Below are 14,496 nucleotides of genomic sequence, written 5' to 3' on the forward strand. Positions count from 1 at the left end.
CGCGTTGCAGACGGGGGGCTCAAAACACCACGCCGGCGATCTTGAGGTCGAGGATCGCCGCTTCGTCATAGCCGAGCCCTTCGAGGATCGTCTCGCTGTCGGCGCCGAGCGCGGGGGCGAGCCGCGAGGGCAAAGGGGCGCCGTCGAACTGGAAGGGGACGCTCACCGTCCGCAGTTCGCGCCCCGAATCGTCGTTCACCGTCTGGATATAGCGATTGGCCTGGACCTGGGCGTCGTCCTTCAGTTCGCCGACATGCTGGACGACGTCCCACTGGCCGTCCTGGCGGGCGAGGATGGCGCGCCATTCGGCGAGCGGTTTGCCGCGGAACAGCGCCTTCAGTTCGGCGACGCATTCGGCCATGTGCGCCTTGCGACCGGCGGTCTCGGCGAAGCGCGGGTCGGCGGCGAGGTCGGGACGCCCCGCGACCTCGCAGAATTTTCCCCAATAGCGTTGGGCCTGGAGCATGCAGAGCGACACGAAGCGATCGTCGCTGGTGCGATAGACATTGACCAGCGGATTGTTGGGGAGCCCGGCCTTCGGCCGCGGAAAGCGGGTGACGCCGTCGTGGGTCGACTGGGTGATCGGGCGCTGCATCGCCCACATCGCCGCGGCGAGCAGCGAGACGTCGACGACCGAGGCATGGCCGGTCATCGCGCGCTGGGCGATCGCCGCCGAGATGCCGCCGGCGAGCATCGCCGCGCTCAGCGTGTCGCCGAAGGCGGGGCCGGGCGGGCCGACCGGAAGCTCGGCATCCTCTTCGCTCAACGACGAGGAAATGCCGCCGCGCGCCCAGAAGCTGATCGAATCGAAGCCGCCGCGATCGGCCTCGGGGCCCTGCTGGCCGACCCCGCTGCCGGTCGCATAGATCAGGTTCGGGAAACGCGCGCGGACGGTGTCGACGTCGATCCCCATCCGCCGCCGCGCCGGCGGCAGCAGATTGGTGAGGAAGACGTCGGCCTCCTCGAGCAGCCGGTAGAGGATATCGACCCCCTGTGGCTGGCGCAGGTCGAGGGTGATGCTGCGCTTGCCGCGATTATAGCTCTCCCAGGAGAAGTCGAACGCCGGCGCATCGCTGGCCAGGCCGCCGATCTGCAGCCCGCGGATCGGATCGCCGGTCGGCGGTTCGACCTTGATCACGCTGGCGCCGAGATCGGCGAGGATCCCCCCCGCGGCGGGCACGAACGCCCACATCGCGACCTCGACGATTTTGATGCCTTCGAGCGGCCTTGGCATTTGCGTTGTTCCTCTCCTTTTTAGCCTTCTCCCGCGTGCGGGAGAAGGTTGGATGAGGGTCTTCTTCTTCCTTCCTGGGGCATGCGTCCCATCGATCCAAGTGAGAAGAAAGAAGAAGACCCTCACCCAAACCCTCTCCCGTGAAAAACGGGAGAGGGCTTAAGTGCGCGCGGCTGCCGATGTCGACGCGTGGGCGAGCGCGCGCTCGCAGCTCAATCGACGCTATAGAGCTTGCGCGCCCGGTCGCAGGTGATCGCCTTGATGTCGGCCTCGGGAATACCCTCGAAATCGCGGGCGATGATCTCGTGCGAGATCGGGAAGGTGGTCTCGCTGTGCGGATAGTCCGACGACCACATGATGTTGCGCCCGCCGGGCAGATCGCGGCAGAGGATGCCGATCCGGTCCTGGATGAACGATCCGAACACGTTGCGGTCCATGAAGAAGCTCGGCTTCTCGGTCAGCGTGCTCTCGGTCCAGAAGCGCTGCTTCTCCCAGGTGCGGTCCATATATTCGGTGAACCAGGCGAACCAGCCGACCCCGCTTTCGACGCTGGCGAAGCGCAGCTTGGGGAAGCGCTGGAAGATGCCGTTGAAGATGCAGATCGCGATCGGCTCGGCCATCGCCATCTTGCTCATCGGCATGTCGGCGAGGAAGAACTGCTTCTCGCCGAAGCGCGGCACCCGGGCGCCGAGATGGATGGTGGTGGTCATGTCATATTCCTCGAACGCGGCCCACAGCCGGTCGAAGTCGGGGTGGCTATACTGCCATTCGCCCTTGGGATCGCCGGTCAGCGCCGCGACCTGGCCTTCCTTGAGCGCCTTGACCCCGGCGCCGGTGCTGTAGCCGGCCTTCGACTGGGGGAAGGCGGGGATGTTGGCCGAACGGAAGCCGAGCCTGGCGGCCTGCTTCATCAGCGTCAGCGTCTCGTCGATGTCGCGCATCGGCAGATAGGCGATCGGCACCAGCCGGCGGCGGTCGGCGGCGCAGAAATCCCACACCCAGCGATTATAAGCCTCGAAGCTGGCGACATAGAGTTCGGAGTTGAAGGTGCCGAGCGGGCCGCCGCCGAACAGCACCGCGGCATCGATGCCGTCGGCGTCCATGTCGGCGAGCCGCAGGTCGGGCAGCCAGGACGCGCGCTGTTCGGAGCGCTTGCCGACCATCTTGAAGTCGGCGCCCTTGCGGCCGGCCTGGTTGTTGATCATCCGGATCGGCTTGCGGCTGCCCTCGAACACCACATAGTCGCATTCGTCGCCTTCCTCGACATAGGGGGCGAGGTCGCGGAGAGCCGCCGGCAGATAGTCGCGCCACATCTCATAGGGCGGATCGATATGCGCATCGGCATCGATAAGCTGCCAGCCCAGCTTCGACTTCGTCTCCGGCGTCCGCTCGGCCAGCATCGCATCACCTGCCATCGTCTCTCTCCCGATCGGTTAAAACCCGAACAATGTTTCGATATATGGAAAAGATACTGACCTTGCCCGACTCCGATGTCAAGCGTCGCGGCGGGACGCAGGGCGCGTACCCTTGACTTGGATGCGGGCGACTTCTACGATTTTATCAGAATAATATTTCGATATATCGAACAAATCAGGAGAGCCCATGTCGACCGCCGCGATCGTTGCGCCCCATGTCCGCGATCTCGATCCGCTCGCGCGGTCGCTCGAGGCGTGGCTCGCCGATCGCCTGCCCGGCGCGACCGATATCGCGGTCACCCATCTCGATTATCCGCGTGGCGCGGGGATGTCGCACGAGACGATATTGTTCGACGCCGCGTGGAGCGAAGGCGGTGCGCGCCGGACCCAGGGCTATGTCGTGCGGATCAAGCCGACCGCGCATCTGGTGTTTCCCGACGATCTGTTCGTCGAACAATATAAGCTCATGCGCGCGGTCCATGAGCATGGCGCGGTGCGGGTGGCGCGGCCGATGTGGCTGGAGGAAGATCCGTCGCTGCTCGGCGCGCCCTTCTTCATCATGGAGAAGAAGACCGGGCGGGTGCCGGTCAGCATGCCGTCCTATGGCAAGACCGGCTGGGTGTATGACGCGACCCCCGACCAGCGCCGCCGGCTGTGGGAGAGCGGGGTGCGCCAGCTCGCCGCGATCCAGTCGGTGCCGCGCGAGGGGCTGGGCTTCCTCAAGGACGCGTTGGGCCCCGAGGAGGGGCTCGCGCACGAGTGGGACAAATATCGCCGCTTCATCGCCTGGGTCGAGGAAGATCGGCCCTGGCCGGTGCTGCGGGCGGGGATGGACCGGCTCGCGGCGATGTGGCCGAAGAACCAGCCCGCCGGGCTCGTCTGGGGCGATGCGCGACTCGGCAACATGATGTTCGACGCCGATTTTCAGGTGGTCGCGGTGATGGACTGGGAACAGCCCTCGCTCGGCGGGGCGCTCCACGACCTCGCCTGGTGGATCACCCTGTCCGAGCTTCACCACGCCGCCAATGCCGAGCGCGGCTGGCTCGAGGGGATGGGTACCCGCGAGGAGACGATCGCGCTGTGGCAGGAGGTCACCGGCATCCCGACCGACGACATCGCCTGGTATGAGGATTTCGTGCGGCTCAAGATGTCGTGCTGCTCGATCCGCACCGCCGGATCGAACGGGATGACGCTGCCCGACGAGGCGTGGCTGGCGAAGCGGCTGAAGGTGGCGTGAGGCCTATACGCGATCTCGAAGATGCTGACGCATCCTCGATCGATATGCTCAGGCGCCGCATGGGCCGATACCGGATCCCGATGAGACTCATCGGGATCCGCTATTATCCGAGACGCGCGATGATCTGCGGCAGGTCGACCGTGGTGCGGATGCCGGCCGGCGCCTCGCAGACATAGCGCACCGCGTTGATCGGGCGGTGCGCGGTCAGCCCCGGGGTCATGTCGGCATAATGTTCGGCGGCGATCGGGAAGGAGATCGCGACGTCGAGCGGGCAGTCGCCCTGCAGCACGACATGCCAGCCCGAGGGCGTGCGGAATTCCCAGGTCTCGCCGTCGCTGGTGTCGACGTCGGTCGAGACGAACCAGGTGGTGGTGAAGGTCATCAGCGGCGTGCCGTCGCGCAGGCCGGTGAGGGTGGTGCGCGAGGCGGCGACGGTTCCCCTGGGCACGATCCCGACCTCGAGATGGATGTCGTTGCGGGCGACGCCGACCGCACCCTTCACCTCGAATTCGTCGATCGGCAGCCCGAGCGCGGTGGCGACGAGCTGGAGCGAGGGGGCGAAGCAGAGCCGGGCATGGTCGAGATGCGCCTGGTCGGCGGGGCCGGGCGCGCGGCCGAAGCCCATCATGTCGAACAGCATCTCGGGCGAGATCCGCGACGAGCAGTCGGCGAACTCGTCGATCCGCAGATGGTCGAGCCGGCGCTGGATCGAGGCGAGCACGATCGGGATCGCCTCGCTGATGAAGCCCGGGCTGCTGCCCGAGGCATGGATCGAGCTGTTGCCCGCCTGGCACGCCGCCTCGACCCGCTCTGCCATCGCCTTGTCGAGCGCGGCGGGGTTCTGGAACTCCATCCGGGTGGTGACGATGTTCGCGCCCGATTCGAGGATCGCGCAGACCTCGTCATAGTCGCAGACATGCGGCATATAGAGGACGCAGTCGGGCCCGAGCGCGATCACCTCGGCCAGCGTGCCGGTGGCGGCGATCCCGATCGGCGCGATTCCGGCGAGTTCGCCCGCATCGCGACCGACCTTGTCCGGGCTGTGGACATGGACGCCGACGAGCTCCATCTCGGGATGCTCGATCGCCCGCCGCAAGGCGCGGGCGCCGACATTGCCGGTCGCCCATTGAACCACGCGGTACCGCTTGCCGCCGCCTTGTTCGGTCATCGCCATCCCCTCATATGCTGCTCCTGCGTCGCGCGCAGGTTGCTGATCATGTGTACAGCATAGTCGGCCGAAGCGCGCCAGCGCCGGGTGCGGAAAAACGATCAGTCGCGCTTGGGCGCCCTTGTTCTCGCATAGGCGTTCGAGGCGGCCTGTTTGCCGATCGCCTCGCCGGCCTTCTTCACCAGTTCCTCGGCGGTGCGGACGGCGGCGCCGGGGGTGAGCGACAGATCGAGATTGTCGGGGCCGACGACGACGACTTCGCTGGCCTTACTGATCACGGTCGGCGGCTCGGTGTGGATGACGCGTATCATGGACAGTCTCCAGTCGACAGCTCAACGCGGCAATCGTGCAAAGGGTCACTAGTGCACGAAACTTTCTCGTCGGCGAGGGCCAGTCCGTCGATGCCGCGCCTAAACCCCCAGCAATCCGAAGCTGTCGTGCCGGGTCACCGCCGACCCGAGCCGGGGAACGAAGATCGCGATGATCGCCGGGTCGACCCGGCGGGTGATCCCCCAGAGATAATAGCCATAGACCGGGGACTCGCGATATTGGCTCCAGGCGGTCTCGCGGTCGGGCACGGTCGCGCCGAGGCCGCGCATCACCTCCAGATAATGGTCGAGCAGGCGGCGCTCCTCGCGCTCGGCGACGTCGATGTCGAGCACCGCGGCGACATGATAGGCGATGTCGAGCGCCCAGCCGCCGCTCTGGAGCAGCTGCCAGTCGATCAGACCGGGGCGGCCATCGGCGGTGCGGTAGATATTGCCGGCATGGGCATCGCCATGGACCAGCGTCTGCGGCCGTTCGGCGTCGCGTGCCGACAGAGCGCGCATGCCGGCGATCAGCCGGCCGGCGTCGCGGATGTCGGGGCGCAGGATCGTCCCGCGCGGGCCGTCGAGCATTTCCTGCAGCATCGGCTGGGTGACATATTGCGCCTCGGCGAGCTTGGCGATCCGCCGTTCGATCCACGGACGGCCGCCGAGCAGGTCGCCCTTCGCGTGGAGCCGGGCGATCTGTTCGATGCTGGCGGCGGCCTGGTCGACCGAGAAGGCCTCGAGCGCCGAGCAGAAGCGGGCGCCGTCGGCGATCAGGTCGCGCATGACGATGATGCCCTGCTGCGCGTCGCGATCGACCACCGCGGCGATGCAGTCGGGGACGCGCACGTCGATCGAAGGGGCGAGCTTCTCGTAGAAATCGCCTTCGAGCACCGTCACCGGGCCACCGCGCGCGGTCGCCGCGTCGACGTCGAGCAGGCCCTTGAGGCAGAGCGCGACCGGCTCGGCGAGCCCTTCGAAGGTGACGGCGAAGCGGACCTTGGTGGCGACGGTGCGGATCAGTTCGACCTGTTCGACCGCGGTCACCCGCCGGCCGTCGAAGGCGTGTGCGAGCACCCGTTCGAGCCAGCGTGGGTCGAGCGCGGCGTCGAGCGTGCGGGGGATGTCGCCTTGCGCGGTGACGCCGATCGGCCGCGGCGCGGTGGTGGTGGTCATGTCGCTCTCCCTGTCATGCGTTGAGCCCGCCATTGACGCTGATCACCTGGCCGGTGATGCGGCGTGCGCCGTCACCGCACAGGAACAGGACGAGCGAGGCGATGTCGGTGGGGGTGGGCAGGCCGAGCCCGGCGCGGGCGCGGGCGCGTTCGATCCGGTCGGGGCTGTGCGCGGCGAGCCGGGCGGCGCTGGCGCTGTCGTCGACGAAGCTCGGCGAGACGCAATGGACGCGGACGCCGTCGCGGGCGACCTCGGTCGCGAGATTGCGGACGAAGCCGATGATCGCCGCGCGCGAGGCGCCGATCATCGCCTGGCGCGGGGCGGCAAAGCGGCCGGCGTCGGACGCGAAGGCGACCAGCGCACCGCCCTGCCGCGCGAGCCAGGGCAGGGCGGCATGCGCGAGCCGCTGGAGATTGACCGCCGACAGATCCATCAGCCCGGCATAGCCCGCCGGATCGGTGTCGGCGAACGGCCCGGTGACCCGGGCGGCGGGGCCGGTCGACACACAGTCGATCACCGCGTCGATCCGGCCGGCCCAACCGGCGACCTCCTCGACCAGCGCGCCGACCAGCGCGGTTTCGGCGAAATCGGCATGGAAGCCACGAATGCGGTCGGCGGCGATTCCGGTCCAGGCGAGGCAATTGACCGCGGTGTCGACCGACCGTTCGCTGCGGCCGTGGAGCGCGACCCGCCAGCCGGCGTCGAGCGCGGCGATGACGATCGCGCTGCCGATCGAGCCGGTGCCGCCGGCGACGAGCATGACCGGCGCCTCGTCGCTCATCCGCGCGGCTTGATCCCGGCCGACAAGCCGCAGTCGACCGGCAGGTTCACCCCGGTGATCGCCGAGGACATGTCGGAGGCGAGGAACAGCGCGGCGTTGGCGGCCTCGATCGGATCGATCGCGCGACCGAGCGGGTACATCGCCCCCATGCCCTGGCGCATCGCTTCGGCATTGTCGGCGTCGGGGTTCATGCCGGCGAAATGGGTGAGCATCCCCGCCGGGCAGATCGCGTTGACCCTGATCCCCGACGCGCCCAGTTCGAGCGCGAGGGTGCGGGTGAGGCTGGCCACCGCGCCCTTGGTCGCGCCATAGCCGACCCCGCCGAAGCCGATCAGCCCGGCGATCGAGGCGGTGTTGACGATCACCCCCGGTCCGCCGTCCAGCCCCGCGGCCTTCTGCGCAGCGAACTGGCGCGCGGCGGCCTGGCAGCCATGGACCACGCCGAGGACATTGATCGAATATAGGCGCTCGATGTCCGCAGGCGTGGTTTCGACCAGCTTCTTGATGCCCTTGCTGCCGACGATCGTCACCCCAGCATTGTTGAACATGATGTCGAGCCGGCCATAGGCGGCGACCGCGGCGGCGACCGTCGCATCGACCGCGGCCGCATCGGCGACGTCGCAGCCGATCGAGCGGGCATGGCCGCCCTCGGCCTGGACCATCGCCGCGGTCTGCGCGGCGGCATCGGCATCGATGTCGGCGGCGAGCAGTTTGGCGCCGTGGCGGGCGAACAACAGGGTGGCGGCGCGGCCGACCCCAGAGCCGGCGCCGGTGATGATCGCGACCTTGCCGGCGAGAAGAGCGTCCATGGGGTCAGCCTCCGATGTTGAGGCAGCTGAGCTGCTGATAGATGCGCAGGCCCTCGATGCCGCGTTCGCGGGCGACCCCGCTCATCCGCTGTCCGCCCGACGAGGCGAAGGCGCTGGCGAGCGCGCCGTTGACGTTGACGGTGCCGCTGCGGATGCCGAGCGCGACCTTGAGCGCGGCCGCCTTGTCGGCGCCCTGGACATAGCCCGACAGGCCGTAGCGCGAGTCGTTGGCCATCGCGACGGCATGGTCGAGGTCGCGATAGCCGATCACCGAGACGATCGGCCCGAAGATCTCGTCCTGTGCTGCGGGGTTGGCATTGTCGGGGACGTCGAGCACGGTCGGTTCGAAGTAGAAGCCCTTGGCGAGATGCGCGGGGCGCTTGCCGCCGGTCGCGACCTTCGCACCGGCGGCGACCGCGATCTTCACATAATGTTCGCAGCGGTCGCGCTGGGCGGCGCTGATCACCGGGCCGGTCTGGGTCTCGGGATCGTTGGCCGGGCCGATCCGGATCTTCGCGAATTCGGCGACCATCGCCGCGATCGCCTCGGCCTTGCGCTCCTCGGGGACGAAGACGCGGGTGCCGAGCGCGCAGCCCTGGCCGGCATGCGAGACGCACACCGTGCGCGCGCCCATCGTCGCGCGCTCGACCGCGTCGGGCAGGAAGATCTGCGCCGACTTGCCGCCGAGTTCGAGCTGGACGCGCTTCATCGTCGCCGCCGCCTGCGCCATCACCTGCGCGCCGACGCTGCTCGACCCGGTGAAGGCGACCATGTCGACGTCGCGGTCGGTGGTGAGCAGTTGCGCGCCCTCGAGCCCGCCCTCGATCACCACATTGAGGATGCCGGGCGGCAGTTCGGCCTCGATCGCGGCCTCGGCGAAGACCATCGCCGACAAGGGCGTCAGCGGGTTGGGGCGGATGATCACCGCATTGCCGGCGATCAGCGCGGGCATCACCTTCCACAAGGCGGTGTAGAAGGGGACATTGTTGGCGGCGATCCCGGCGACCACCCCCATCGGGGTGTAGCGGCGCAGGCTCTGGATCACCTGGCCGATCGGGTTGACCCGTTCGGACAGCGGGATCGGATTCTCCTCGATCTCGGGCAGCGACAGGAACAGGTCGATGATCTCGCCGGCATGGCGCAGCGGCGAGCGGACCTGGGCGATCATCACCGACGACGAGACCGGGCAGCCGGCCTCGGCGATCGCGAGTTCGGTCAGCCGGTCGGCGCGCTTCGCCATCGCCGCGGCGAAACGGTGCAGGATAACGGCGCGCTCGCGGGCGGGAAGCGCGGCCCAGCCGCTCTGCTCATAGGCGCGGCGGGCCGACCGGATCGCGGTTTCGACCTGCACGGGCGAGAGGCCCTGGAAGTTCGCGACGATGCTCTCGTCGGAGGGGTTTTCGACGATGAGCGTTTCGCCTTGCCCTTCGACATAGGCGCCATCGATGAAGCCGGCGTAGCGCAGCGCATCCTCCTAATTCCATATTTCGAACTGTTGTTCGCTGAATATGGGGTAGACGAGGCTGTGGGCGGCGTCAATCGGGGGTGATGAGCGGGTGAAATTCATCGTCATCCCGGCGGAGGCCGGGATCTCAGGCGTCAAGGGCGCGCGTCAGCCTCCTGAGATCCCGGCCTCCGCCGGGATGACGCGAGTTTTGGCGAATATTAAGGGGTTACGCAGCCCTCAGCCGCGCGTGGCGGATCCGTGCGCGATGAAGGTGCCGATGCGGTCGGCGGCTTCGCGGACCCGCTTGCCGATGCGCAGCACCTCGTCGCCGCTGTAGAGCCGGTTGAAGCCTTGGAGTCCGATCACGAACGCGACCCGGCGGCGGGCGTCGAGGACCGGGGCCTGGACGAAGCCGAGCGGATATTGCTCGTCGGGGTCGATCGCGAAGACCGGGCGTACGGGGGCGTTGCTGTAGCGCTCGCCATGGAGCCAGTCCTGCGCACCGGGTTCGGTGGGGGCCTGGTTGGCGATGTCGCTGCGCAGGTTGCGGACGCCGAACAGCGTGCCATGGTCGCGCAGATAGGCGATGCCGCTGCGCATATCCTCGCTCTGCTCGTCGGTCGGCGCGGGATCGATATCGTCGAGCCAGGTCTTGATCTCGGCGGCGGTCGACCAGACGAAGAACAGGCTGGCGAACTGGACCCCGAGCGGCAGCCGGGTGCCGCGCGGCACCGAATAGCCGAGATGCGAGACCGCGGCGGCGCGTTCGCGCACCACCACTTCGCGCCGCTCGCGGAAGGTGATCGAGCAGATCGCGTCGAACTCGTCGGCGAGGCTGCGCATCTCGGGCTGGGCGGCCTGGAGCGGGGAATAATTGGCCTTGGCGACCTCGCCGATCGCGACCAGCGCGGGACCGAGCAGATAGCTCTTGTCGCTGGTCCGGTAGAGATAGCCCGCCTCGACCAGGCCCGCGAGCAGGCCGTGGCAGGTCGCCCGGCTCAGCCGCAGCGCGCGCACCAGATCGGTCAGCGTGAACGCCTGGCCGGGATGATCGGCGAAGAAGTTCAGGACGGCGACGACGCGGCGGACGGCGGGAGAGGAAACGGACATGCGCACTTTTCACTATTTCGAATTTCATGGTCATAGGAGGCCACCATTAGGCGGTCAATGGCGGCACGGGATAAGCCCGGCGTCCTTGATAAAATTCGATATCAGGAAAAATAATTCTCGATAATACGGATATCGTCGGGCTATGCCGGTGCAAAGATCGTGACGAAGAGGAGAGGGATATGGCGCGATATCTGCTGCTGGCGCTCAACGGGCCGACCGACGGCGACGGTGACGAGGAACGGCTCAACCGCTGGTATGACGAGGTCCATATGCCGGCGTTCCGGAAGATCGCCGCGGTGAAGAGCGCGCGCCGTTACAAGACCCTGCGCGGCAAGATCCCTGGCGCCGAGCTGTGGCCCTATGTCACCGCCTATGAGATCGAGACCGACGACATGGCGGCGGTGTCGGCGCAGATGGCGAAGGAGCTTCAGGATTTCGACCCCTCGCTCGACCGCAGTCGATCGGGCAATATCATGGCGATCCAGATTTCGGGCGACGATTGAGGGTGGGCGATATGACCGGTTTCGAGGATGTCGCGCTCGACGATGACGGCGCGGCGCTGGTCGGCGCGCTGGCGCGGCCTGAGGGCGCGGGGCCGCATCCGGCGGTGCTGGTGATGCACACCGCGCACGGGCTCGGCGATTTCGTCCGCGACCGGGCGCGGCGGCTGGCCGGGCGTGGTTTCGTCGCGCTGGCGACCGACATGTATGGCGGCGGCCGCCATTTCGACGATGCCAGCGAAGCGGGCGAGCCGTTCCTCGCGCTCCAGCAGAATCCGGTCCGGCTGCGCGCGCGTGTCGCCGCCTGGTATGAGGCACTCAAGGCAGTGGCCGGGGTCGATCCGGCGCGGGTGGCGGCGATCGGCTTCTGCTTCGGCGGGCAGTGCGTGCTCGAACTCGCGCGCAGCGGCGCCGATGTGAAGGCGGTGGTGAGCTATCACGGCCTGTTGTCGACCGCGGCGCCGGCGGCGCCCGGCGCGATCGCCGGGCGGGTGACGGTCTATCATGGCGCCAAGGATCCGTTCGTGCCGGCCGAGACCGTCGACGCCTTCCAGCGCGAAATGGCCGGGGCCGGCGTACGGCTGCAGTTCACCAGCTTCAGCGAGGCGGCGCATGGCTTCACCGATCCCGATATCGGCCGGATGGTGCGCGCGGGGATCGCCTATGACGAGGAGGCCGACCGCGTGTCGTGGGCGGGGACGCTGGCGCTGCTCGAGATGGTGAAGGCGGGAGTGTAGCAGTCGTCGCTCCGGCGGAGGCCGGAGCCGCCCAAGACTTTCCAACCGACCGTAAACGCGTGCTTTGTAGCCCTTGCGGACAAGTAATCGCTTGAGCTTTGGGCGGCCCCGGCCTCCGCCGGGGCGACGTTGTGTTTCAACGGCTTGGCCGGTCTCCGAGGGCTACTCCCGTCCCAACCGTACGATCAGCTTGCCGACATGCGCGTTGGTCCCGAAGATTCCGCAGAAGGCAGCGGCAGCGTTCTCCAGGCCGTCGACCACCGCCTCGACATTGCGGATCTTGCCCTCGGCGAGCCAGCGCGACAGATTTTCGAGCGCCTCGGGACCCGCCATGAACGCCCCGCCGAAACCGCGGACCTCGAGCATCCGCGACATCACCAGCCGCAGGAAGCCGGGGAGGTGGTCGGGACCGGGGCCCTCCATGCCGGTGCCATAATGGGCGATGAAGCCGCACACCGGCATCCGCGCCCGGTGGGCGAGCAGCGGCATCACCGTGCGGGTGACCTCGCCGCCGACATTGTCGATATAGACGTTGATCCGGTCGGGGCAGGCGGCGGCCAGCCGCGCGGCGAAGTCGGGGGCGCGATAGTCGATGCAGGCGTCGAAGCCGATCGCCTCGACCGCGGCGCATTTGTCCGGACCGCCGGCGATGCCGATCACCCGCGCGCCGAGAAGCTTGGCGATCTGCCCGGCGATCGTGCCGACCGCGCCGCCCGCGGCCGAGATGACGACGGTGTCGCCGGCCTGGACCCGGGCGATGTCGACCACGCAGACATAGGCGGTCTGGCCGGGCATGCCGAGGATGCCGACCGCGGTCGAGATCGGCGCTGTGGCGGGATCGATGCGACGCAGCTTGACCTTCGCCGGATCGACCGCGGCGATCTCGCGCCAGCCGGTGCGGCCCTCGACGATGTCGCCCGCGGCGAAATCGAGGTGGCGGCTTTCGAGCACCCGCGACACGGTGCCGCCATAGATCGGCTCGCCGATCTTCACATGCGCCTGGCCGGTGAGGATCGTCTCGTCGAGCGCGAAGCGGATCAGCGGATCGAGCGACAGCCAGATCGTCTCGAGCAGCAGTTCGCCGTCGCCGGCGACCGGCGCCGCCACCTCCTCGATCGCGAAATCCTCGACCCGCGGATTGCCCTGAGCATAGGCGCGCAGCACGACCTGTTTCATGCCGCCCTCGGCCGCAGGCGGACGGGGACGCTGGTCATGCCGCGCTGGTGCAGGCCGCCCTGGACCTCGGCGGGCGGCGCGTCGCGGTCGAGCGCCATGTCGGGGAAGCGGTCCATCAGCGCGTTGATCGCGGCGATCATCTCCTGCTTGGCGACGTTCATGCCGAGGCACTGATGCGGGCCGAGCCCGAAGCCGATATGATATTGGGCCGGACGGAAGATGTCGTAGCGGTCGGGATCGTCCCAGCGGGCGGGATCGCGATTGGCCGACCCGACGCAGATGTCGACCCGCGCGCCCTTCGGCACGACGACGCCGTCGAGCTCGACATCCTCCATCATCAGCCGCGGGAAGGTCGGATCGGTCGGCAGCCAGCGCGCGCCCTCGTCGATCGCGCCCTCGATCAGCTTGCGATCGTCGCGGCAGGCTTCCCAATATTGATAGTTGGTCAACAGCGCGTGGAGGGTGATGCCGAGCTGGCGCCAGGTGGTGCCGCCGCCCGCGAACATGATCAGCCGGCAATAGCCGAACACCTCGTCGTCGCTGAGCTGGCGTCCGCCGCCATCGGGCAGCCGCAGTTCGTTATGCGCGAGCAGCGAGATCACGTCGTCGCCGGGTTCGGCGCGGCGCTTCGCGATCAGCGCCTTGAGCATGCGCGACACCTCGCCCGCGGCTTCGCGGACCTCGGCCTCGGGCAGGTTGCGCGCGGCGATCGTGCTGCGCTGGAGATGGTGGCGGAAGGTGAGGGCGTCCTCGCCGTCGAGCCCGATCATCCGGGTGACGACATGGACCGGCAGGCGGGCGCACAGCGCCTGGTTGAGATCGACCGTCTCCCAGTCGTCGAAATGGCCCACCAGCGTCTCGACCGCGCCGTCGATCAGCATCGGCCGCCACCATTTCATCGCCTTGGGCTTCAGGAACATCGCCTGGACGACGCTGCGATAGCGGCGATGCTCGTCGCCGGTCATCTCGAGGATCGAACGGCCGAAATTCTGGACCCCGGGGCTTTCCTTGTAGACCTCGGACGAGAAGAGCAGATTCTCGCGGAAGGCGCGCTCGCAATGTTCCCAGCTCAGCAGCGCATAATGGTCGCGCTCGCAGCTGAACGCCTTGTGCGCCTCGGGCAGGTTCAGCAGCTGGTTGAGCGATCCGTGCAGCACCGATCCGCGCGTCCTGAGCGCGTTCATCCGCGGCGAGAGATCGCCTTCGACCTGGCCCACGGTCTCCAATGCTTCCTTCGCGACATCGAACATCGCGCGATAGCGGGGATCGTCGGCGGTCAAGCTGCCTGACTGCATCGCTGCCTCTCCTGTAGTTCGTATATGCGAACTGTTAGTCTGTAATACGAACCAGTATGCCGCCGTTCGGCCGGCGTCAAGGATCGGTCGCCGCCGTACC

The 14,496-nt window shown here is 67.9% G+C and carries 14 protein-coding genes; 3 read left to right on the top strand and 11 right to left on the bottom strand.

The genetic code is table 11. The features are described from left to right. Nucleotides 1–19: 19 nt before the first annotated feature. The gene (locus AC1RM6_RS02175) at nt 20–1,234 is read right to left on the bottom strand and encodes a CaiB/BaiF CoA transferase family protein (RefSeq protein WP_493097948.1); all 1,215 of its coding nucleotides are present in this window, start codon (nt 1,232–1,234) and stop codon (nt 20–22) included. A 212-nt stretch (nt 1,235–1,446) separates the two neighbouring features. Continuing rightward, nucleotides 1,447–2,649, bottom strand: coding sequence for an amidohydrolase family protein (locus AC1RM6_RS02180; protein ID WP_493097949.1), 1,203 nt, complete (start codon nt 2,647–2,649; stop codon nt 1,447–1,449). 187 nt (nt 2,650–2,836) lie between these two features. Between AC1RM6_RS02180 and AC1RM6_RS02185 the strand changes: the two genes are divergently transcribed. Then, nucleotides 2,837–3,886 (top strand): phosphotransferase family protein, encoded by a 1,050-nt coding sequence (locus AC1RM6_RS02185; protein WP_493097950.1) that lies wholly within the window; start codon nt 2,837–2,839, stop codon nt 3,884–3,886. 103 nt (nt 3,887–3,989) lie between these two features. Here AC1RM6_RS02185 and AC1RM6_RS02190 read toward each other — a convergent pair whose 3' ends face one another. From AC1RM6_RS02190 to AC1RM6_RS02220, 7 genes are all read right to left on the bottom strand, one after another. Continuing rightward, the gene (locus AC1RM6_RS02190; protein WP_493097951.1) at nt 3,990–5,054 is read right to left on the bottom strand and encodes an NAD(P)H-dependent amine dehydrogenase family protein; all 1,065 of its coding nucleotides are present in this window, start codon (nt 5,052–5,054) and stop codon (nt 3,990–3,992) included. 101 nt (nt 5,055–5,155) lie between these two features. Then, a complete protein-coding gene (locus AC1RM6_RS02195; protein WP_493097952.1) occupies nt 5,156–5,365 on the bottom strand; it encodes a hypothetical protein in 210 nt (69 codons plus the stop codon). A 99-nt stretch (nt 5,366–5,464) separates the two neighbouring features. Beyond that, complete coding sequence (locus AC1RM6_RS02200) at nt 5,465–6,541, bottom strand: phosphotransferase family protein (protein WP_493097953.1); 1,077 nt, start codon at nt 6,539–6,541, stop codon at nt 5,465–5,467. A 13-nt stretch (nt 6,542–6,554) separates the two neighbouring features. Further along, complete coding sequence (locus tag AC1RM6_RS02205; RefSeq protein ID WP_493097954.1) at nt 6,555–7,322, bottom strand: SDR family NAD(P)-dependent oxidoreductase; 768 nt, start codon at nt 7,320–7,322, stop codon at nt 6,555–6,557. Then, nucleotides 7,319–8,131 carry an SDR family NAD(P)-dependent oxidoreductase gene (locus AC1RM6_RS02210; RefSeq protein WP_493097955.1) on the bottom strand — a complete coding sequence of 271 codons (813 nt, stop codon included), beginning with the start codon at nt 8,129–8,131 and terminating at the stop codon, nt 7,319–7,321. The genes AC1RM6_RS02205 and AC1RM6_RS02210 overlap by 4 nt, the downstream gene beginning before the upstream one ends. 4 nt (nt 8,132–8,135) lie before the next feature. Continuing rightward, nucleotides 8,136–9,596 carry an aldehyde dehydrogenase family protein gene (locus AC1RM6_RS02215; RefSeq protein WP_493099508.1) on the bottom strand — a complete coding sequence of 487 codons (1,461 nt, stop codon included), beginning with the start codon at nt 9,594–9,596 and terminating at the stop codon, nt 8,136–8,138. Between the two features lie 219 nt (nt 9,597–9,815). Then, the gene (locus AC1RM6_RS02220) at nt 9,816–10,688 is read right to left on the bottom strand and encodes a helix-turn-helix domain-containing protein (protein ID WP_493097956.1); all 873 of its coding nucleotides are present in this window, start codon (nt 10,686–10,688) and stop codon (nt 9,816–9,818) included. A 179-nt stretch (nt 10,689–10,867) separates the two neighbouring features. Between AC1RM6_RS02220 and AC1RM6_RS02225 the strand changes: the two genes are divergently transcribed. Both AC1RM6_RS02225 and AC1RM6_RS02230 read left to right on the top strand, forming a co-directional pair. Continuing rightward, a complete protein-coding gene (locus AC1RM6_RS02225) occupies nt 10,868–11,191 on the top strand; it encodes a hypothetical protein (protein ID WP_493097957.1) in 324 nt (107 codons plus the stop codon). 11 nt (nt 11,192–11,202) lie between these two features. Further along, complete coding sequence (locus tag AC1RM6_RS02230; RefSeq protein WP_493097958.1) at nt 11,203–11,925, top strand: dienelactone hydrolase family protein; 723 nt, start codon at nt 11,203–11,205, stop codon at nt 11,923–11,925. 162 nt (nt 11,926–12,087) lie between these two features. Here the strand turns inward: AC1RM6_RS02230 and AC1RM6_RS02235 are convergent, their stop codons facing one another. Beyond that, nucleotides 12,088–13,101, bottom strand: a complete 1,014-nt coding sequence (locus AC1RM6_RS02235) for an NADP-dependent oxidoreductase (RefSeq protein WP_493097959.1) — start codon at nt 13,099–13,101, stop codon at nt 12,088–12,090. Further along, nucleotides 13,098–14,396 carry a cytochrome P450 gene (locus AC1RM6_RS02240; protein WP_493097960.1) on the bottom strand — a complete coding sequence of 433 codons (1,299 nt, stop codon included), beginning with the start codon at nt 14,394–14,396 and terminating at the stop codon, nt 13,098–13,100. Before AC1RM6_RS02240 ends, AC1RM6_RS02235 begins: the two co-directional genes overlap by 4 nt. Nucleotides 14,397–14,496: the final 100 nt, after the last annotated feature.

The sequence above is a fragment of the Rhizorhabdus sp. GW822-FHT03C02 genome (assembly GCF_058801765.1).

What these genes read in the sequence shown, in the direction of transcription:
- AC1RM6_RS02175 (WP_493097948.1), bottom strand. Translation starts at nt 1,234, where the DNA reads ATGCCAAGGCCGCTCGAAGGCATCAAAATCGTCGAGGTCGCGATGTGG.
- AC1RM6_RS02180 (WP_493097949.1), bottom strand. Translation starts at nt 2,649, where the DNA reads ATGGCAGGTGATGCGATGCTGGCCGAGCGGACGCCGGAGACGAAGTCG.
- AC1RM6_RS02185 (WP_493097950.1), top strand. Translation starts at nt 2,837, where the DNA reads ATGTCGACCGCCGCGATCGTTGCGCCCCATGTCCGCGATCTCGATCCG.
- AC1RM6_RS02190 (WP_493097951.1), bottom strand. Translation starts at nt 5,054, where the DNA reads ATGACCGAACAAGGCGGCGGCAAGCGGTACCGCGTGGTTCAATGGGCG.
- AC1RM6_RS02195 (WP_493097952.1), bottom strand. Translation starts at nt 5,365, where the DNA reads ATGATACGCGTCATCCACACCGAGCCGCCGACCGTGATCAGTAAGGCC.
- AC1RM6_RS02200 (WP_493097953.1), bottom strand. Translation starts at nt 6,541, where the DNA reads ATGACCACCACCACCGCGCCGCGGCCGATCGGCGTCACCGCGCAAGGC.
- AC1RM6_RS02205 (WP_493097954.1), bottom strand. Translation starts at nt 7,322, where the DNA reads ATGAGCGACGAGGCGCCGGTCATGCTCGTCGCCGGCGGCACCGGCTCG.
- AC1RM6_RS02210 (WP_493097955.1), bottom strand. Translation starts at nt 8,131, where the DNA reads ATGGACGCTCTTCTCGCCGGCAAGGTCGCGATCATCACCGGCGCCGGC.
- AC1RM6_RS02220 (WP_493097956.1), bottom strand. Translation starts at nt 10,688, where the DNA reads ATGTCCGTTTCCTCTCCCGCCGTCCGCCGCGTCGTCGCCGTCCTGAAC.
- AC1RM6_RS02225 (WP_493097957.1), top strand. Translation starts at nt 10,868, where the DNA reads ATGGCGCGATATCTGCTGCTGGCGCTCAACGGGCCGACCGACGGCGAC.
- AC1RM6_RS02230 (WP_493097958.1), top strand. Translation starts at nt 11,203, where the DNA reads ATGACCGGTTTCGAGGATGTCGCGCTCGACGATGACGGCGCGGCGCTG.
- AC1RM6_RS02235 (WP_493097959.1), bottom strand. Translation starts at nt 13,101, where the DNA reads ATGAAACAGGTCGTGCTGCGCGCCTATGCTCAGGGCAATCCGCGGGTC.
- AC1RM6_RS02240 (WP_493097960.1), bottom strand. Translation starts at nt 14,396, where the DNA reads ATGCAGTCAGGCAGCTTGACCGCCGACGATCCCCGCTATCGCGCGATG.